The organism is Zoogloea sp. JDB1 (assembly GCF_056724025.1).
In genome coordinates this window covers 1,753,489-1,773,392 of record NZ_CM161496.1, presented here as the reverse complement: position 1 = coordinate 1,773,392, position 19,904 = coordinate 1,753,489, and the positions used below count along the sequence as shown (strand labels likewise).

Here is a 19,904-nt window from a genome sequence, read left to right as displayed (position 1 = left end):
CCCCACACCTTCCGCAGCCCGCTTCGCGCGCTACGAAAGGCGCGGGAAACCCGCTCAACCCTCGTCGCTGGACGCGCCGCGGGCTCCGGCCGGGCCTACGGTCTGTGCTGCGTTTGACTCGACCGGGTTTCCCGCGCCTCCGGCTTGGGCGCCGGGGCTACGCCCCCCACGGCGTCACCAGCACCCTTGGGGGCGCTTCGTACTCGGCGACGGTCTGCGACCTGCCGGGCCGTGCCTTGCGGCTCCCCCCGCCTCTCATCGAACGTGCTGGGACACGTTGCGATTCGAGGGGCTGCGGTCAGTGATGACCTTGCCCCACCTCCAGCCTTTCGGCTCGATGTGGCTCCCCTCCGTCACACGCCTCTCGGCCAGTGACTGCGCGCCGTTACCGGCTTGCCAGACCCACACGGACAGGCACTTGCCTGACCGTGCCTCGGGCCTGTCGTGCCCACTGTATTGCCGCCGGTCTGAGTTCGCCGACCTATGCCGACCATGCCCATGGTTCGGCGAATGGCCAGGGGTAAAACGAGCATGACGGCACCCGGTCCCTAGCGGGCTGCGGCTTTGTCATGCCCCTAGCCATTCGCCTATTCCCCATGGGCGCCTTGGTCGTCGGCGACGAACTCAGAAAACACGGCGGGCAAGACGAGTTCCCCGAATCAACGCCAGGCCCCAAATCAGAAGCCAGAGCCGGCTCGGAATCTTGAAATCCGGTCAGATAGAAAGGACAAGCCCTTGAAAATCAAAACCACACCGCCTGCCAACCTGGTCACGATGCCCCTGTCCGAATGGCAGAAAATCCACCCCGATTTCAAGGGAATCTACAACGGCCAGCACTGTGTGCTACGGATGACGGTGCGGGGTACTTGTCTTGTGCCGGTACAAATCATCGGGAAGCGCAAATGATGGAAACGACTTGGGGAGAAATCGTTTATGGCTACAGCCGGGCGCAAGCCCTGGCTGACGGCACCTTGATTGACGTATCCAACGTGGCGCGTGAGGCCGGTTTTAGCTGCCCGGTGGCAATCACCGCTGCGGCTTGGGCGGATTGCGTGGCGTGGTCGGATGCAGATAGCCAGCGGCAAGTCTGCCAGGATGAGTCGGGCAGGCTATGGGACGTGATATGGATGGCCCGCTGTGCCGCTCAAAACGGTCAAGGCGAGCGCGTACTGTTTGCCTTATATCGCGTGCCGCGCGGTGGTCGCGGTCAGGCTCCACGTCAAACGCGACTGGCGATGGCTATTGGCCCCGGCGACCGGGGCGAGGCAGTCATTACCTTGATGCTGCCCGACGAAGATTAAACAACCCGGTCCGCCCAGATGGCGGGCCCCTTCAGAGATAGGAGGAAGCATGAGTTTCTGGACTTATTGGTTCGGGTGCGGCAAGGCTGATGAACCGACAACGCCGATGCCGACTGGCCCGGCCGTCAATCCTGCGACTGGATTGCCGATGGTTGGCGATGACCAAGGCAGTGTCGATATCGCGGGCAATCCGTGGGGCACCGATTTAACCGAGCCGTCTGGCGGCGGGATTGGTGACGGACTCGGCGGCTTTCCCGGCGAGTTCTAAAAAGTTGCATTCGCTGCGCCAAGAATTTTGGCGGGGTGCCTATACGTCTCATGAAACGTCACATGAAACGGAGACACCATGAACAATCTCGAAACTAATATCAGTCCTCTTGCCATGATGGGGGAAGAGCCGGACGACTTGGATAGCGCGGCACGCCAGCTTGGCCTGGAACGCATTCAGGCCTGGGGAGTGAAAAAACCTGCAAAAGGCGGCGCAAATCGCAGCAAACGCGCCCGGGAAAAGGCCGCCACCCTGGGCGTCAAGCAGTTGAGCGTATCCCTGCCGGAGGAAGTTCACCCCTTGGTCAAAAACATGGCGGCACGCTTGAAAGCGGGAGAAACAATCGAATCGGCCGCCGTTGCATTGGTGCCGGGCATGCGTCCTTCACTGGGTACGCTACCAAGGTGGCGCCGGCTGCTATTGCGCTGGCTGCTACCCGCCGCGATATGGGATTTCTACTCAACCTAAGCCGCCTACAGCGTTCCTTAATATGTCGCGGGGCGTTGCTGTGACCGACTCCGCAACGCCTCATACAACTGCGCCGGCCCCAGCAATGTCTCTTTCAGCCCTTCCCGCACCCGCTCTGACCCGAGCGCCTGGGTGCTCATCGTCGTGTGGGCCTCGAAAGCCTCCATGATGGCGTTCATCAGCGCGTCGGCCAGGTCCGGCGAGTTGGCGAACTGCTCCTTGCTGTTGGTGGCCGCCTGCTGAACCAGGATTTCGTTCTCCAGCAGCTTGCCCTTCAGCACGCCATTTACGTAGACCAGTTGGTCGGTGTCCGACAACTCACCCTCGAAGAGGCCATTTACCTTTTCGATGATTTCGGCGAGGTAAGCCTTTTCCTTCTCCTGGACACTGCCACTGCCGGTCTCCGCCATCGGCGGGAGTTTCGGCGTGTCGCCTGCTGAGAGGTTCAGCGACTGCTGACCCTTGTTCTTCAGCGTGTGGTGGGTCAGCACGACCTTGGAGAGGTCCACCGTGTCCCGCTCACGGCCGAAGTCGAGCAGGGGAATCAAGCGCTTGTAGAAGATGAAACGCTTTTCAATGTCCGTGTTGCCATAGTCGAAAATCTGCGACAGGAAGGCATACAGACGTGTGAAGGCGCCCATGTCGCCCTTGAAGAGGACGAGCACGTCCATCGCGTCCTTCGCCGTCTGAGCAGCTGCTGTGTCCTTGCCCGCCTCGGCGGCCGCCTTCTGGGCCTGGAGTGCCTTGTAGCGCTTCAGCAGCCGGTCGGCCACCGGGGCAAGCGCGGCGCTGAGCTGAGCTTGGGTGCCCTTCGGGTTCGTCTCCACCTCGGCCACCCGGTCCACCTCAAAGCTGTCGTAAAAGCCTGCGGCATCAAGCTTGGCACGGAGGTCGAAGACCAGATTCGGGTCGGTGTTCGCTTCGAGCTGGGCGGTCTCGTAGTACGTCTTGAAGGCGGCCAGCACCTCTTCGGCGTCATTCACGAAGTCGAGGATGTAGGTCGTGTCCTTGCCCGGATGGGCGCGGTTCAGGCGCGACAGGGTCTGCACCGCCTGGATACCCGCGAGGAGCTTATCGACGTACATCCCGCACAGCAGGGGCTGGTCAAAGCCGGTCTGAAACTTGTTGGCCACCAGCAGCAGGTGATAGTCGGGTGCCTTGAAGGCTTCCCGGATGTCGCCCTTCAGGCCGGGATTGAGCGCCTTGCTGTGCTCGCTGACGGGCTCCGGGTAGCTCTCCGGGTCATCGATTTCTCCGGAGAACGCCACCAGCACGCCAAGGGGGTAGTTCCGCTTCTGGATGTAGCCGGTGATGGCTTTCTGCCAGCGCACCGCTTCCTTGCGGCTGCTCACCACAATCATCGCCTTGGCCTTGCCATCCAGGAGCTGTTGGACGTTCTCGCGGAAGTGCTCCACCACCACCTGAACCTTCTGGGCGATGTTGTAGGGGTGCAGGCGCACCCACTGCATGATGCCTTTCAGCGCCTCGGATTTCTCCACGGCCTTCTCGTCGTACTCCTTGCCGTTGTTGGCGAGCTTGAAGGCGAGCTTGTAAGTCGTGTAGTTCTTCAGTACGTCGAGGATGAAACCCTCCTCGATGGCCTGGCGCATCGAATACACGTGGAAAGGCTGCGGCAGGCCGTCGGCATCCTTGCGACCGAAGAGTTCCAGCGTCTTCTGCTTGGGTGTCGCGGTGAAGGCGATGTAGGTCAGTCCCTTGTCCTGGGATGCCTTGGCGGACATCTGGGCTGCAAGTACTGTTTCTGTGTCGATTTCGCCGCCGTCCTGGAGTTCAGCCAGTTCCTCGGCTGACAGCACCTGTCTGAGCCTGGCCGCCGCCTCGCCGGTCTGGGAACTGTGGGCCTCGTCCGCGATGACCGCGAAGCGCTTGCCCTCGGTCGCCGCTAATTCCTGCACTGCCTTCAGCGCGAAGGGGAAGGTCTGGATGGTGCAAACGATGACTTTCTTGCCGTCCTTGAGCGCCTGGGAGAGCTGGGCACTCTTGCTGCCGTGCTCGTCGCTGATGGTCGCCACCACGCCCGTGGTGCGCTGGAAGTCGAAAATGGCCTCCTGGAGCTGGGCATCGAGCACATTACGGTCGGACACCACCAGCACGCTGTCGAACAGCTTGTTGTGCTGGGCATCGTGCAGGTCGGCGAGGAAGTGGGCTGTCCAGGCAATCGAGTTGGTCTTGCCGGAGCCGGCGGAATGCTGAATCAGGTAACGCTCGCCAGCGCCATGCTCCAGCACATCGGCAACGAGTTTGCGGGTGGCGTCGAGCTGGTGGTAGCGGGGGAAGATGATGCTGGATAGCTGCTTCTTGTCGTTGCGCTTGCCGATGAGGTAGCGGCCGAGGATTTCGAGCCAACTCTCCCTCTGCCACACCTCCTGCCACAGGTACCAGGTGGCAAAGCCGAAGGGGTTGGGCGGGTTGCCAGCTCCGCCGCCGTTACCACGGTTGAAGGGCAGGAAGGTGGTCGCCGTACCGGCGAGCCGGGTGCTCATCCTCACCTCGGACTGGCTCACCGCAAAATGCACCAGCGCGCCGCCTGGGAAGGCCAGCAGCGGCTCCACCAGACCGCCCTTCGGGGCCGGGTCGCGGTCGAAGCGGTACTGGTCCACCGCGTCGCCGACGCTCTGGGTGAAGTCCGACTTCAGCTCCGCAGTGGCCACCGCGATGCCGTTCACGAACAGCACCAGGTCCACCGCGTCCTTCGGGTTGTTGAGTGAGTGATGAACCTGCCGCACGACCCGCAGCCGGTTGGCGGCGTAGGCCTGCTGGATGGCCGGGTTCATGCCCAGCGCGGGCTTGAACTGCACCAGCGAAAGAGGCTTCTTCAGCCCGACTATCTCGACGCCGCGGCGCAGCACCTCCAACGCGCCTTGCTCGTTGAGGCACTTGCGCACCCGCTCGGCCAGCACCTTGGACAGGCCGGCGCCGTGGGTCTTGGAGAGTTGCTGCCAGCTATCCGGCTGGGTGGCTTCGACCCAGGCCAGCAGGTCGGGCAGGAACAGCGCGCTCTGGCGGTCGTAATGGGCCGCATCGCCCTCGGCATACAGCCAGCCATGCTGGCTGAGGTGTTCGCAGATGGCAGATTCGAAGTGGACTTCCTGGTGCAGGCCGGGCATCAGGCAGCCTCCTGGTCGGCGAGGTGGCGGACGTCGATTTTGCCGGTGACGGCGGCGGAGATTAAGGCTGTGCGGCGCTCTTTGAGAAGGTCAATGGCGCGGGTGGCTTCGGCAGCGAGAGCGTCGAGGCGGGTGGTTTCTGAGCTTAGAAACGATGCAATTTCCTCTTGCTCGTTTTCAGGAGGTGTAGCGACCCAGAAATTGATAGCGTGGCTGATATTGAACTGCTCTTGAGCTGCACCGTACTGAACAACCTCAACCTGATTCCTGACCATCCGGCTATTCATCGCATAGCAAAGCCAAGTCGAGTCGAACGCCCCGCGGCGCATCAGCATTACTGAAGCACAATTTCCGCCGGCACAACTGTCTGGAACAACGGCAGTAATGCCTGGTGCGCCAACTCGAACAGTGACGAGGTCACCTGCATTGAGCATTGTCTTTGCCTGCCTTTGGCTATCTTCAGGCGTGATTCGTCTCGCAGTCTGAACCGAGATGATGCCTTCAGTAATGTCACCCCCATAGATGAATGGCAATCCTTCGTCTGAGACATATTCGCTGGGATTCACGACAATACCAACTGTTATGAACGGAGAGATGTGCTTTAACCGTTTTGCAACCCAATGCGCCGGCACGACCCCCAGCCATTCCACCTCGGAATCCCTCATCGGCACATCCGGATTCAAGCCTTTGGTTACGGCGTGGGAGATGGTGGCCTGGCGCTTTTCGGCCAGCAGGGTTAGGAGCTTTTCCTGCTCGGCAATCAGGGCGTCAATCTTGGCGGTTTCGCGGTCGAGGAAGGTGGCGATGGCGACTTGCTCCTCGGGAGGAGGAAAGGGCATCTTGAACGCGCCAAGCTCATCCCCTGATATCTCAAGAAATGTCGTTCCGCGGCCATGCAAATTAAGCTGCTCCGTTGATGCGAGCAAGGTATAGGCAAAGAAGCGTTCATTCGTGTTGCACAGAGGAACCAAGGCCTTACACCCTTGGTTAGTGCAAAGACTCAATGCGGCAATGGCAAGAGAGCCAATTGGAGCTCGAGTGGACAGCACGATGCTTCCCTTTGGTACTAGCGTTGTCCCGCAAGAGGCCAAACCTTCGCTAGTAATCTTCCGGGCAGAGTCATTGATGTATAGAGACTTAAGCTTGCTCAGGTCGGCAGGACTAACCCAAACAACATCGCCATCCCAATACTCCGACTTGTCGGATTTCGGCGTCGAGCCTCCAACAATCCGAAACGCATGCTTTAGTCCTTTAACCTGCCACTCCTTTGGCACGTCTCCCAGCCACTCAATGGCACTAGTTTTATACTCGGGATACCTCGGCAAGCTCATTCCGCTAGCCCTTCCAGCATGCGCATGATGTTGGCCGTGACGCCTTTCAGCTCTTCGTCAATCTCGTGCAGGCTGCGCGGCGGCTCGAAGACATAGAAGTGCCGGTTGAACGGAATCTCATAGCCGACCTTGGATTTCTCGTGGTCAATCCACGCATCCGACGCGTGGGGTAGAACTTCGCGTTTGAAGTAGGCAGCGACATCGTCGGCGAGCGGCACGTTCTCGGTGTCGCGTAATGCGCTGTCGGGCTGCGGCTTGCCCTTTTGCTTGCCGCGCTCGCCCAGTACGACCTTCCCGGCTTCGTCCCGGAGCGGGCGCTCGACGGTGATGGTCGTGTAGCCGAACTCCTCGTTCTTGAAGACGCGAGAGATGGGCGCGCGTCTGACCTTGCCACCTTCGGGCGGTGTAGGTTCTGCATCGCCGAAGAACAGTATCTGCCGACCGACCTCTTTACCCGCAGCGTCGAGCACGACGGCTTGCTCGGCTTCGACGAAGTCACCAAACAGACGAGTGATGTCGGCGATGTGCTGCTCGGAGAGTTCCTTGCGCTTGCTGCCGAGGCTCTTCCGCATCTTCTGCCAGAAGCGGCTGGCATCGATGAGCTGCACCCAGCCCTTGCGCTCGTCGGGCTTCTTGTTGGATAGAATCCAGATGTAGGTGCTGATGCCCGTGTTATAGAACATGTCGGTCGGCAAACCGATGATGGCTTCGACCAGGTCGTTCTCCAGCACGTAGCGGCGAATTTCCGATTCACCGCTGCCGGCGCCGCCGGTGAACAGCGGCGAGCCGTTGAGGACGATGCCGATGCGGCTTCCGCCGTCGACCGCTGGGCGCATCTTGCTGATGAGGTGGAGCAGGAACAGCATCGAGCCGTCCGATACCCGCGGCAGGCCGGGGCCGAAGCGGCCGTCGAAACCTTTGTCGGCGGCCTCTTTGCGCACTTCCTTCTCGACCTTTTTCCACTCCACGCCGAAGGGCGGGTTGGAGAGCATGTAGTCGAACTTGGTGCCGGCATGGCCGTCGTCGGACAAGGTATTGCCGACGACGATGTTGCGCACGTCCTGCCCCTTGATGAGCATGTCGGCCTTGCAGATGGCGTAGGACTCGTCGTTGAGTTCCTGGCCGAACATCGTCAGGCGAGCGGCCGGGTTGTGTTCCAGCAGGTGTTCACCGGCCACCGACAGCATGCCGCCCGTCCCGGCGGTCGGGTCATAGATGGTGCGCACCACCGCATTGCCGGACGTGAGCACGTCGTCGTCCTCGATGAACAGCAGATTCACCATCAAGCGGATGACCTCGCGCGGGGTGAAGTGCTCCCCGGCGGTTTCGTTCGAGATTTCGGCGAACTTGCGGATGAGCTCCTCGAAGACCAGGCCCATCTGGGCGTTGTCGACGGTATCCGGGTGAAGGTCGATGTTCGCGAACTTCTCGGTAACGAGGTAGAGCAACCCAGCCCTTGCGAGGCGCTCCACCTGGGTGAAGAAGTCGAAGCGTTCGAAAATGTCCCGCGCTGCCGGCGAGAAGGCCTGAATGTACGCGTAGAGGTTCTGACTGATGTGGTCTTGGTCGCCGAGCAGCTTGCCAAGGTCGAGCGGCGAGGTGTTGTAAAAGCTTTGTCCCGCCTTACGGAGCAGAAACGGGTCGGGGTTGAGGCTGGCCTGGGATTTGGCTTCAAACTCGGCAAGCACCCCGGCCTTGGTAGTGGCCAACACGCTGTCGAGCCGTCGAAGCACCGTGAAGGGCAGGATGACCTTGCCGTATTCGGATTGTCTGTAGTCACCACGGAGCAGGTCAGCGACGGACCAGATGAAGGACGAGAGGGCTTGGTGGTTCATGAAACCGGCGGCATGCAGCTTGACTGAAACCGCGTATTCTACGTGGCCAGCGAGCGGGATTACGAGCGTCGTGAGCCGAATCCACAGGCGGCGGAACAGAAGTCCACCGCCGGAATTTCAAGGGCGGCACCTTGAAACAGTCATATACATCATGCGGCGCGCCGTCGAAAGTCGACGGTCACGACATTGCTACGAGCGACTGGAGATGCCGGCACAGTTGCCTCCGCCATCTGCCGCCCGATGCCTTTCTCGGCGAGACGCTCCTGCTGCACCACCGGTTCAGCAGGACGGGCATAAGCTGGCGCACTGCCGGCCGGTCGCGACTCGCTTCGCGAGCCGTGAGCCCTGGATTCGAATGCCGCATCCAGAGCCATCGTGACACTCATCTCGTAGCCGGCGGCCGTATGTGGCACGTCGAGCGCCTCCCCGTGCATCAGCGTCGCAACCTCCGTTGCCTTGACGTTGACGTACCGCATCGCCATCTGCGGGGTCTTATGACCGGTGATAACCATCAGCACGGGCAGATTGCCCTTAAACTCAAGCGCAAATCGGGTTGCCGACGTGTGCCGCAAGTCGTGTAGCCCGACGCCCATTACACCCGCCTTTTCGCACGCCACCTTCCAGGCCTTTTTCACCGCCTCGTAGGTGGTCGGAAACACCTGCTCGTCGGGCAACGGAGGCATCGGGGCATATTGCTTCATTTGCGACAGGATATGCAGCGCACCGGGGCTCAGCGGCACTTTCCGCGCCCCTGATTTACCATCAGTTAGTTCGAGCACCCGCTGCTGCCAGTCGATATGCTTCCAACGCAGATGCACGAGCGGCTCACACGAGCGCATGGCGGTCTCAAGCATCAGGCATGCAAGCGGTGCGGCGTAAGGGTTGGGGTACGCAGCCAACTCGGCCGACACCCTCTGCCATTCTGCGTTGGTGACCACCCGGTCACGCCCAGCATCTTCCGGGGGCATATCAAGCTCCGCGCCGGCCGGATTGCCGCTCGCACGCTGCCATTTCCAGACGGCACTGGCATGCTTGAAAAGCCGACGCAACTCTGACCGTTCGAGATGGACGGTCGCCGACTTCTTGCCCTCTGCCCGCAGTGCGTTAATGAGGGCCTGGATATGATGTGTCGTCACGTCGGCCACCATCATGCTTGCAAGGCGTCTACGCACCCGGTCGCTCTCTGTGCTTTCCTTACTCTGGCGTGCACGGTGTTCGGTCAGCGATGCCGGAACAGCCTGCTCATGCTCTTCAACGAACACAACCTGCCAGTAGATGCGCTTGCCTTCCTTCTCGAGTTGGGCGGGCAGGAGTTCAACGATGGGGAGCTTGAGCGCACGCAGGTAGCGATTGATGCGCCGCACATCCTGCGCGGCACCTTTCAGATAAGGCAGTCGCTCGCGGGCGTAATCCGAGAACGCCACACCAAGGCAGGTTCGATGAGGTCCGAGTCCTGACTGTACGGGGGCGCTGGACAATTCGGCCTTGAGGGCATCCATTGCGCGGCTCGCGTCAAACTTGGTTTTGAAGCCCGAGCGGTACAGGTCTTCGCCACGGACACGCAAGCGGAAAGCCCAGCCCGCGCCTTCTCTGTAGGGCTTAGCCATGGCGCCCCCCTTTCAGGGCAAACACCGTGCAGAAGACTACAAGAACAGATATCAACGAATACATGAGCAACTCCATAGGTAGGAGTTGCGTATAGGCACGCAGCACGTGCGCACGCATTTGATGCCGTCGACTCAGACATTTTCTTGCGCGCAGGAACGCGCAATCAAACGCAGGCGGTCACCAGTGGCAGTGTCAGAAAAACGTCAGAACAGCATGCCAAAAAGCACTTAGCCCAGCGCGGAGGCTGGGCTAAGTGCTTGATATTTCGTGGTGGCCAGTCGCGGAATCGAACCACGGACACGCGGATTTTCAATCCGCTGCTCTACCAACTGAGCTAACTGGCCCCGAAAGAGAGCGCATTATAGGAAGAGGTTCGAAACTCGTCAAGCACTTTCTGTTTTTATTTTGAATCAGCCCGGCGGAAAGTGTTCTGACGCTATCCGCGGCAAGGCCGGGCGCTCTACCAGCCCCTCTTCGGCAGCCGAGCGGCTGCGCGGAAAAACCACCTGAGCGATGGTGCCCTTGCCAGACGGGTTGGGAATCAGGCTGACCTTGGCACGGTGCAGTTCGGCAATTTCGCGCACGATGGGCAGACCGAGACCCGAGCCGCTCTCGGCACTGCCAAGTACACGGTAGAAGCGCTCGAAGACCCGCTCCCGGTCGGCCTCGGGCACACCGATGCCAGTATCCTCGACCTCGACGATGGCTCTCTCGGTGGCGATAGTGCGCACCGTGACGCAACCGCCATCCGGCGTGTACTTGATGGCATTGTCGATGAGGTTTTTCAGCAGTTCCCCAAGCAGCACAGGGTTGCCATCGATGACCAGAGGCTCGTCGGTGGTTTCGAGGCCGAAATCGATGTTCTTCTGGCGTGCCCGCGGCACAAAGTCGCTGAGCATGTTGCGCAGCAGCGCCTCGAGATCCACCCGTTCGACGGCATAGATCTTCTCGTAGCTGGCCTCCGCGCGAGCCAGGGACAGGAGCTGGTTGATCAGGTGGCTGGCGCGCTCCGCACTCTGGGAAATATGCAGCAGCGAGCGGTGGATCTGCTGCGGGTCGGTTTCCATCAGGGCCAGATCGGTCTGCATACGCAGGCCGGTCAGCGGCGTGCGCATCTGGTGGGCCGCATCGGCAATGAAGCGCTGCTGAGCCTGCAGGTTCTCCTCCAAGCGCGCCATCATCTCGTTGAAGGCGACGATCAGCGGCCTCACCTCCTCCGGCACGCCGGACACCGAGATCGGCGACAGATCGGACGGGCGGCGGCGGCGGATCAGGCGCTGCAGCTGGTTGAGCGGCGCGATGCCGCGGGACAGACCTAGCCAGACGAGGATCACGGCAATCGGGATGATCGCGAATTGAGGCAGCAACACCCCTGTCACCACCCGCGATGCAAGGGTGCTCCGCTTGTTGCGCGTCTCCGCCACCTGCAGCAGCACCAGCCGATTGGGCATGCTGTCGATCGGACGCAGGAACTGGTAGGCAACGCGGACTTCCTCGCCGGCGATGGTTTCATCCCGATACATCACCAGGTCCGGCACGACATTGTCCGGCGGACTGAGGTGGGGGATCTCCTTGTCACCCGCCAGCAGCTCGCCCTTGAAGCCGATCACCTGGTAATAGACGGTGTCATCCTCGTCGGCCCGCAGGATCAGGCGCGCCGGTGCCGGAAAATTGACCTTGGCCTGGCCGTTCTCCAGCTTGACGAGCCGGGCAATGGCCCGCACGTTGACCGCCAGCGCCTGATCATAAGGCTGGTTGGCAATGCTGTTGGCGACGTTGTGGGTGACGATAATGGAAATAGGCCACAGGAACAGCAGGGGCGCGAGCATCCAGTCAAGGATCTCGCCAAACAACGAGTTGAAGGCCTTGCCGTCCGCGGAAGATGCTTCCTCCGCCACCTTGCGCCATCTAGGCGACCACATCCGGCTTTTCCAGGCAGTACCCCAGGCCACGCACGGTGACGATCTGCACACCACTCTGCTCGAGTTTCTTGCGCAGGCGATGCACATAAACTTCGATGGCGTTGTTCGACACTTCCTCACCCCAGCCGCACAGGTGGTCGACCAGTTGCTCCTTGCTCACCAGGCGACCGGCACGCAACAGCAGCACCTCAAGCAAGCCGACCTCCCGTGCCGACAGCTCCACCACCTGTCCGTCGATCTTGACGACCCGGTCCGCCTGGTCGTAGACGAGACGGGCGTATTCGATGCACCGAGCCTGGCCAGTGCCGCGACGGGTCAGCGCCCGCACGCGGGCCTCAAGCTCCGGCAAAGCGAAAGGCTTGGTCAGGTAATCGTCTGCACCAGCATCCAGCCCCCGTACACGATCTTCGACGCCATCCTGGGCAGTCAGGATCAACACTGGCAGCACCGATTTGCGTGCACGCAGGCGGCGCAGAACCTCGATGCCCGACAGCTTGGGCAGCCCCAGGTCGAGAATCAGCAGATCGAAGGCCTGGCCGAGCAGGGCCGTGTCCGCTTCAGCGCCATTGGCAACGTGGTCCACCGCGTAGCCGGCCTTTTTGAGCGCACGGCACAGGCCATCGGCAATGATCAGGTCGTCTTCAGCCAACAGAATCCGCATGGCACTCCCGATGAAACTGAGGTGTAAGTTTGAAGTAAGCAGGCCGTTGCATATTCGGCTCGCTGTTCTCCTTTTACTCGGTCTTGGGGGCACGGGCCCGGCTTTCGCCTGGACCACGCCTCGGGGGATCAGGCCGCCCGACGGCTCTGTCCCCCGCCGTCTTTTTTCCCGTCTGGCCGCTTCCGGCCACCCCTGCTGCACCACGCCACCACTCTCAGCCGCCATTTCCGGCCGACGACAGCGCTGCCGCACGCCCAACACGAATCCGTCCGAGTCTAGCACAGGGCTCCCTGCCCCATTCCGGCACGCCCGTGCCAGCCATGCAAATTAAAACCCCGGCGACCTTGCGGTCCACCGGGGTTGGCAAACGACCGCCGGGCTTTCACCCGGCGGGGAACACAGCTTAGTGGCTGGACGCCACCGAGGCACCAATACCAGTTTCAGAACGGATCAGCTGAGCAGCGAAGTCCTCACGCTCCTTCTGGGCATTCGGGCTGCGGTCAAGCAGCGAGAAGATCCAGATGCCGACGAAGCCGATGCTCATCGAGAACAGGGCCGGCGAGGTGTAGGGGAACGGTGCGGAGCCCTTCGGATGCCCCAGCACGGCGACCCACACGGAGTCGGACAGCACGGTCATCACCACAGCGCTGATCAGGCCGAGGAAGCCACCGATCACTGCACCCTTGGTGGTGCAATCCTTCCACAGCACGCTCATGAACAGCACCGGGAAGTTGGCGGAGGCCGCGATTGCGAAAGCCAGGGACACCATGAACGCGATGTTCTGCTTCTCGAAGGCAATGCCGAGCACGACGGCGATGATGCCCAGAATCACAGTGGTGATACGGGACACGCGCAGCTCGGCAGCGGAATCCGCATTGCCATTCTTGAACACGGTGGCGTACAGGTCATGAGACACAGCAGAGGCGCCGGACAGGGTCAGGCCCGCAACCACGGCCAGGATGGTGGCAAAGGCAACCGCTGAGATGAAGCCGAGGAAGATGTTGCCGCCAACCGCGTTGGCCAGGTGGATAGCGGCCATGTTGCCGCCGCCCTTCAGCGCGCCCTTGGCATCCAGGAATTCGGGATTGGTCAGCACGAAGGTGATCGCACCAAAGCCGATGATGAAGGTCAGGATGTAGAAGTAGCCGATCCAGACGGTCGCCCAACCCACAGACTTACGTGCTTCCTTCGCATCCGGCACGGTGAAGAAGCGCATCAGGATGTGGGGCAGACCCGCGGTACCGAACATCAAGGCCATGCCGAAGGAGATGGCGGAGATCGGATCCTTCACGAAGGTACCCGGCCCCATGATGGAGTCACCCTTCTTGGCGGCCGCCACGGCGATATCCACGCCCTTGGCAGCAGCTTCCTCGATCAGCTTGGCATCCTTGGCGGCCAGCGCAGTCTTGATCTCGACGGCCTTGGCGAACATCGCCTCGGGGCTGAAACCGAACTTGACCAGCACCATGAAGGCCATGAAAGAGGCGCCGGCGAGCAGCAGGCAGGCCTTGATGATCTGGACCCAGGTGGTGGCCGTCATGCCGCCAAACAGCACATAGACCATCATCAGGGCACCAACCACGACCACCGCGATCCAGTACTCGAGACCGAACAGCAGCTTGATCAGCTGACCGGCACCAACCATCTGGGCAATGAGGTAGAAGGCCACGACGACCAGCGTCCCCGAAGCCGCAAAGGCGCGGATCGGAGCTTGCTGAAAGCGGTAGCCGGCCACGTCGGCAAAGGTAAACTTGCCAAGGTTGCGCAGGCGCTCGGCCATCAGGAAGGTAATCACCGGCCAGCCGACCAGGAAGCCGATCGCATAGATCAGGCCATCGTAGCCGTTGGCCATCACCGCAGCGGAAATCCCGAGGAAGGACGCGGCGGACATGTAGTCGCCGGCGATCGCCAGGCCGTTCTGGAAGCCGGTGATGCCACCGCCTGCAGTGTAGAAGTCAGCTGCCGACTTGGTCTTGGAGGCAGCCCACTTGGTGATGAACATCGTGAAGGCGACGAACACGCCGAACATGATGATCGCAGTCCAGTTGGTAGCCTGCTTTTCAGCCTGGCCCAGATCGGCACCGGCAGCCAGCGCTGCACCGGAGGCCGCGACGGCGAGAAGGCCGAGAAAAAGTTTGGAAACGCGCATCACTTGGTGGCCTCCTTGATAACCTGAGCCTTCAGATCGTCAAATTCGGTGTTGGCACGACGGATATAAATACCGGTAATGATGATGGTGAAAAAGATGACTCCCAGGCCAATGGGAATCCCGAGCGAGGTCACACCTGCACCGGTCTTCTGGGCCAGGAATTCCTTGTCGAAGGCCACCAGCATGATGTATCCGTAATACACGACCATCATCATGGCCGTCATGACCCACCCGTAGGCATTGCGTTTCGAGACCAGCTCCTGGTATTTGGGATTTGCCCGGATGCGGTCGCCGAGTTCGTCTCTCATTTTTTCCTCCTCTCCAATTAACCTTTGCCGAGGAATCACAGGATTCCTCTCAGGGTGATGTCAAGGTACCGGGCCTCCCTTACTGAGAACTTACGTATTCTATGGGCTGATAAAAGTCCTTAATAAAGAGCAAGGATGCGGTCCCGGAAAGCAGAAAACCCCGCCGAAGCGGGGTTTTCCGAGGCTTTGGGAGCCGGGCGGGAATTACATGCCCATGCCCATGCCGCCCATGCCGCCCATACCACCCATGTCGGGCATGCCGCCAGCCGGCTTGTCTTCAGCCAGTTCGGCAACCATGCAGTCGGTGGTCAGCATCAGGCCGGCCACGGAGGCGGCGTTCTGCAGCGCGGTACGGGTCACCTTGGTGGGATCCAGAACGCCCATTTCGACCATGTCGCCGTACACATCGGTAGCAGCGTTGTAGCCAAAGTTGCCGGTGCCTTCGGTAACCTTGTTCACCACCACGGAAGCTTCGGCGCCAGCGTTGGCGACGATTTCACGCAGGGGCTGTTCCATGGCGCGCAGCACGATCTTGATGCCGGCGTCCTGATCGTGGTTGTCACCCTTGAGGTCAGCCAGGTTTGCGCGGGCACGCAGCAGCGCGACGCCGCCGCCGGGGACGATGCCTTCTTCAACGGCAGCGCGGGTGGCGTGCAGCGCGTCTTCCACGCGGGCCTTCTTTTCCTTCATTTCGACTTCGGTGGCAGCGCCAACCTTGATCACGGCAACACCGCCGGCCAGCTTGGCCACGCGCTCTTGCAGCTTTTCACGGTCATAGTCGGAAGTAGCTTCCTCGATCTGCACGCGGATCTGCTTGACGCGGGCTTCGATGCGCTCGGCAACGCCGGCGCCGTCGATAAGGGTGGTGTTTTCCTTGCCCACTTCGATACGCTTGGCCTGGCCGAGGTCGTCCAGCGTGGCCTTTTCGAGAGTCAGGCCGACTTCTTCGGCGATCACCTGGCCGCCGGTCAGCACGGCGATGTCTTCCAGCATGGCCTTGCGACGGTCGCCAAAGCCCGGAGCCTTGACGGCACAGGTCTTCAGGATGCCGCGGATGTTGTTCACGACCAGAGTTGCCAGGGCTTCGCCATCGACGTCTTCAGCGATGATCAGCAGCGGACGGCCAGCCTTGGCGACTTGCTCGAGAACCGGCAGCAGGTCGCGGATGTTGGAGATCTTCTTGTCGAACAGCAGGACGAAGGGGTTGTCCAGAATGGCAACCTGCTTGTCCGGGTTGTTGATGAAGTAGGGGGAAAGGTAGCCGCGGTCGAACTGCATGCCCTCGACGACGTCGAGTTCGTTGTTCAGGCTCTTGCCGTCTTCAACGGTGATGACGCCTTCCTTGCCGACCTTTTCCATCGCGTTGGCGATGATGTCGCCGATGGAGGAATCGGAGTTGGCGGAGATGGAGCCAACCTGGGCGATTTCCTTGTTGGTGGAACAGGGCTTGGAGAGCTTCTTCAGCTCTTCCAGGGTGGCCACGACAGCCTTGTCGATGCCGCGCTTGAGGTCCATCGGGTTCATGCCGGCGGCGACGAACTTCATGCCTTCGCGGACGATGGACTGGGCCAGCACGGTGGCGGTGGTGGTGCCATCACCGGCGATGTCGGAGGTCTTGGAAGCGACTTCCTTGACCATCTGGGCGCCCATGTTGGCGAACTTGTCCTTCAGCTCGATTTCCTTGGCCACGGACACACCGTCCTTGGTCACGGTCGGAGCGCCGAAGGAGCGCTCTAGCACCACGTTGCGGCCCTTGGGGCCCAGGGTCACCTTGACCGCGTCGGCCAGGACGTTGATGCCTTCAACCATGCGGGCGCGAGCGGAATCGCCAAACTTGACTTCTTTAGCTGCCATTTAGTGTTTCTCCGGAATTCTTTATCTAGGGACTAGGGAAGACGCGGGTAGCGAGGCTCAGGCCTCGAGCACGCCCATGATGTCTTCTTCGCGCATGACCAGCAGTTCCTGGCCATCGACCTTGACGGTCTGGCCGGCGTACTTGCCAAACAGGACACGGTCACCAACCTTGACATCCATCTTGCGCACTTCGCCGCTCTCGAGGATCTTGCCGTTGCCGACAGCCAGGATCTCGCCCTGATCGGGCTTCTCACCGGCGGAATCGGGGATCACGATGCCGCTGGAAGTGGTGCGCTCGGCTTCAACGCGCTTGACGATCACGCGATCATGCAAGGGACGGATATTCATCTATAGATCTCCTACTCGTTTCAAACCGGGCAAGGCTGCCCGACGGAAAAATGCATTGGCCAATTCAGGTCTTGGCGAGGACCGGGGACAATGCCTGTTAGCACTCAGCCCCAACGAGTGCTAATAATAGGGTCGCCCAGAACGCTTTTCAAGTCCGCGTGCGCAGCTTTTTCACTTCCTTCATATGCGGAACACGGCCTTCGCCAGGAAACGCACTGCAAGCTTTGTGCAAGAAAAAAGTAAGTTCATCGACAGAAAGTCTTTCTAGACTGAGGTCACTGTCCCATCCCGAATTCCGGCATGCGTTCCCGTTCCTGCTTCATCCTGGCCGCCCTTGCGTTGCCTCTCCCCTGCCTGGTGCAGGCCGCCGACATCCAGCCCCTGGGCCTTGCCGACGCTGACCGCCTGCTGCTGGAGGCCAATCCGGCCATCGTCCAGGCCCGCGCGTCACTCGCCGGCGCCCGTGCCGGCATCGACATCGCGGCGGCTCGACCGAACCCGCAACTGACCGTCGGAGCCACCTCCGTCGATCCCGGCGCGAAGGGTAGCGGCGGTTACTGGAAACGCCCCACCGACAACGTCGTGCGCATCGACCAGGTGTTCGAGCGCGGCGACAAGCGCGCGCTGCGCCTGCGCGCCGCTGAAAACAACCTGACTGCCACCCAGGCTGACCTGGACAACACCATCCGCCTGGCCCGCATCGACCTGGCCAATGCCTGGCTCGATCTGCGCGCGGCCCGCGAGATCCGCCGCATCGCCGACGAGAACGCGGCCCTCGCCCGCCGCGCCGCCGACGCCGCCGACCTGCGGGGCAAGGCCGGCGACCTGGCCGGGGTGGACGTGGCCCGCTTCGCCGCCGATGCCGCCCGCGTCGCCAACGACGCCGTGCAGGCCGAGCTGGACCTGTCCCGCGCCCGCGTCACGCTGGCGCAGCTGCTCGGCAACCGGGTCCCCGCCGATCGCGTGGACACCACCGACGAGTGGCCCGGGGCCGACGCCCTGCCGGCCCCGGGGGCATCGAACGCAGGCGAGCGCTACGACGTCGTGGCCGCCCGTCAGCGCGTAGAACAGGCCAACGCAATGCGCGACGTGGCCCGCGCCCAGCGCACCCGCGACGTGTCGATCGGCGTGCAGTACGAACACACGCCGGTCAATCCGAACAGTACGGTTCCCGAAAACGCCTACGGTCTCAGCGTGTCCATCCCGCTGTTCCTCGGCTACGACTACCGCGGCGACATCGCCAAGAGCGAAGCCGATTACATTGCCGCCGAACAGCAACTCGTCGCCACCCAGGCCGGCGTCAGCAGCGAGCAGACCCGCCTGCGCGCCGAACAGGCCGCCAGCGCAGCGCGCTTCACCCGCATTCGCGACGTCGTGCTGCCGGCCGCCGAACGGGCCGCGCGCGGCGCCGACATCGCCATCCAGAAAGGCGGCATGAGCCTCACCGACTATCTCGACACCCAGCGCACCTTGCGCGCCACCCGCATCGAGGCCATCCAGGCCCGCGCCGACCTCGCCCGCGCCGCCATGCTGCTGCGCCTGGCCGGAGACACCCCGCAATGAAAACCCGACTGATCGTCATCGCCCTGGCAGTGGCTGCCGCCGCCGGCGGCGCCTATGTGTATTTCCACAACGGCACCGAAGAAGCCACCTCCGAACCGGTGGTCATGAAACCGTCGGCCGAACCCGGCGTACTGCGCTTCCCGACCGCCGCCCCGCAGTTGGCCCAGATCAAGGTCGAACGGGCCGAAGTGGCGCCGGTACCGCTGGACGAACCCCTGGCCGCCCGCGTCGCCTACGACGAGAACGCCACTGCCCGCCTGTTCGCACCGATCGCCGGCCGTGTCCTGGAGATCCACGCCAACATCGGCGACCAGGTCAAGGCCGGTCAGGTGCTGGCCGTTCTTGACGCGCCCGAGCTGGGCACCGCCGCCGCCGATCTGGCCAAGGCCCAGGCCGATGCCCACCAGAAGAAAGCCGCGTTCGAACGCAGCAAGAGTCTTTTCGATGCCGAAGTCGTTCCCAAGCGCGATCTCGAGGCCGCCCAATCCGACTGGCATCAGGCCCAGGCGGAGGTCGAACGGGCCCGCCTGCGCCTCGCCAACCTGACGCCGGGCAGCGGCGCCGCCCAGGGCGGCGAGCGCTACGTGTTGCGCGCACCGATTGCCGGCATCGTCGCCACCCGCCGCATCAACCCGGCGATGGAAGTCCGCCCCGACGCCGACGAGCCGCTGTTCGTGATCACGGACATGAGCCGCCTGTCGGTCCTCGTCGATGTTCCGGAGCGTGATCTGCCGCTGGTCACCGTTGGCAAGTCCGCCCAGGTCGAAGTATCCGCGTACCCGCACCGCAGCTTCGAAGGCAAGGTCGTGCGCGTCGCGCCGACCCTCGACCCGCAGACCCGCCGCGTGCAGGCGCGGGTCGCCGTCGACAACAAGGAAGGCTTGCTGAAGCCCGAGATGTACGCCAAGGTCGGCATCCTCGCCGACAACCAGGGCGAACTGCCGAAGATTCCGACCGGCTCGCTGCTGGTGGAAGGCGTCAAGAACTACGTGTTCGTCGAACGGGAGACCGGCGTCTTCGAGAAGCGGGAAGTGACGCTGGCGGTGCAGACCCGCAGCTACGCCTATGTCTGGCAGGGCATCAAGGCTGGCGAGAAGGTGGTCGGCGTCGGCGCCCTGCTCCTCAACGCCGAACTGGCCAGCAGCTCCCGCTAAGGACGC

Annotated in this window: 16 protein-coding genes and 1 tRNA gene; 6 read left to right on the top strand and 11 right to left on the bottom strand. The window is 62.0% G+C overall.

Going from position 1 to position 19,904, the window contains the following annotated elements; genetic code table 11:
• The first annotated feature begins 735 nt into the window (after window positions 1-735).
• From AC1PPK_RS07840 to AC1PPK_RS07825, 4 genes are all read left to right on the top strand, one after another.
• Window positions 736-906: a hypothetical protein gene (locus tag AC1PPK_RS07840; RefSeq protein WP_481117278.1), complete on the top strand. Its 171-nt coding sequence runs from the start codon at window positions 736-738 to the stop codon at window positions 904-906.
• Window positions 903-1,301, top strand: coding sequence for a DUF6573 family protein (locus tag AC1PPK_RS07835; RefSeq protein ID WP_481117277.1), 399 nt, complete (start codon window positions 903-905; stop codon window positions 1,299-1,301). Before AC1PPK_RS07840 ends, AC1PPK_RS07835 begins: the two co-directional genes overlap by 4 nt.
• Window positions 1,302-1,350: 49 nt before the next feature.
• Window positions 1,351-1,569: a hypothetical protein gene (locus tag AC1PPK_RS07830; protein WP_481117276.1), complete on the top strand. Its 219-nt coding sequence runs from the start codon at window positions 1,351-1,353 to the stop codon at window positions 1,567-1,569.
• A 78-nt stretch (window positions 1,570-1,647) separates the two neighbouring features.
• On the top strand, window positions 1,648-2,037 hold the full coding sequence (locus tag AC1PPK_RS07825; RefSeq protein ID WP_481117275.1) for a hypothetical protein: 390 nt from the start codon (window positions 1,648-1,650) through the stop codon (window positions 2,035-2,037).
• Window positions 2,038-2,054: 17 nt separating this feature from the next.
• Here AC1PPK_RS07825 and AC1PPK_RS07820 read toward each other — a convergent pair whose 3' ends face one another.
• From AC1PPK_RS07820 to AC1PPK_RS07770, 11 genes are all read right to left on the bottom strand, one after another.
• The gene (locus tag AC1PPK_RS07820; RefSeq protein WP_481117274.1) at window positions 2,055-5,165 is read right to left on the bottom strand and encodes a type I restriction endonuclease subunit R; all 3,111 of its coding nucleotides are present in this window, start codon (window positions 5,163-5,165) and stop codon (window positions 2,055-2,057) included.
• Window positions 5,165-6,496 carry a restriction endonuclease subunit S gene (locus AC1PPK_RS07815; RefSeq protein ID WP_481117273.1) on the bottom strand — a complete coding sequence of 444 codons (1,332 nt, stop codon included), beginning with the start codon at window positions 6,494-6,496 and terminating at the stop codon, window positions 5,165-5,167. The genes AC1PPK_RS07820 and AC1PPK_RS07815 overlap by 1 nt, the downstream gene beginning before the upstream one ends.
• Complete coding sequence (locus AC1PPK_RS07810) at window positions 6,493-8,331, bottom strand: type I restriction-modification system subunit M (protein ID WP_481117272.1); 1,839 nt, start codon at window positions 8,329-8,331, stop codon at window positions 6,493-6,495. The genes AC1PPK_RS07815 and AC1PPK_RS07810 overlap by 4 nt, the downstream gene beginning before the upstream one ends.
• Before the next feature lie 149 nt (window positions 8,332-8,480).
• The gene (locus tag AC1PPK_RS07805) at window positions 8,481-9,938 is read right to left on the bottom strand and encodes a tyrosine-type recombinase/integrase (RefSeq protein ID WP_481117271.1); all 1,458 of its coding nucleotides are present in this window, start codon (window positions 9,936-9,938) and stop codon (window positions 8,481-8,483) included.
• A gap of 269 nt (window positions 9,939-10,207) precedes the next feature.
• Window positions 10,208-10,283: transfer RNA gene (locus AC1PPK_RS07800), tRNA-Phe, on the bottom strand.
• Between the two features lie 66 nt (window positions 10,284-10,349).
• Window positions 10,350-11,861 carry a sensor histidine kinase gene (locus AC1PPK_RS07795; RefSeq protein ID WP_481117270.1) on the bottom strand — a complete coding sequence of 504 codons (1,512 nt, stop codon included), beginning with the start codon at window positions 11,859-11,861 and terminating at the stop codon, window positions 10,350-10,352.
• Window positions 11,848-12,522, bottom strand: a complete 675-nt coding sequence (locus tag AC1PPK_RS07790; RefSeq protein WP_481117269.1) for a response regulator transcription factor — start codon at window positions 12,520-12,522, stop codon at window positions 11,848-11,850. The genes AC1PPK_RS07795 and AC1PPK_RS07790 overlap by 14 nt, the downstream gene beginning before the upstream one ends.
• Window positions 12,523-12,925: 403 nt before the next feature.
• Window positions 12,926-14,671: a cation acetate symporter gene (locus AC1PPK_RS07785; RefSeq protein WP_481117268.1), complete on the bottom strand. Its 1,746-nt coding sequence runs from the start codon at window positions 14,669-14,671 to the stop codon at window positions 12,926-12,928.
• Window positions 14,671-14,979 (bottom strand): DUF485 domain-containing protein, encoded by a 309-nt coding sequence (locus AC1PPK_RS07780; protein WP_481117267.1) that lies wholly within the window; start codon window positions 14,977-14,979, stop codon window positions 14,671-14,673. Before AC1PPK_RS07780 ends, AC1PPK_RS07785 begins: the two co-directional genes overlap by 1 nt.
• Before the next feature lie 204 nt (window positions 14,980-15,183).
• A complete protein-coding gene (groL, locus tag AC1PPK_RS07775; RefSeq protein ID WP_481117266.1) occupies window positions 15,184-16,833 on the bottom strand; it encodes a chaperonin GroEL in 1,650 nt (549 codons plus the stop codon).
• Between the two features lie 57 nt (window positions 16,834-16,890).
• The gene (locus AC1PPK_RS07770) at window positions 16,891-17,181 is read right to left on the bottom strand and encodes a co-chaperone GroES (RefSeq protein WP_374482108.1); all 291 of its coding nucleotides are present in this window, start codon (window positions 17,179-17,181) and stop codon (window positions 16,891-16,893) included.
• A gap of 300 nt (window positions 17,182-17,481) precedes the next feature.
• Between AC1PPK_RS07770 and AC1PPK_RS07765 the strand changes: the two genes are divergently transcribed.
• A complete protein-coding gene (locus AC1PPK_RS07765; protein WP_481117265.1) occupies window positions 17,482-18,744 on the top strand; it encodes a TolC family protein in 1,263 nt (420 codons plus the stop codon).
• Entirely contained in the window at window positions 18,741-19,898 is a 1,158-nt protein-coding gene (locus AC1PPK_RS07760; protein WP_481117264.1) for an efflux RND transporter periplasmic adaptor subunit, read from the top strand. Before AC1PPK_RS07765 ends, AC1PPK_RS07760 begins: the two co-directional genes overlap by 4 nt.
• The last annotated feature ends 6 nt before the right edge of the window (window positions 19,899-19,904 follow it).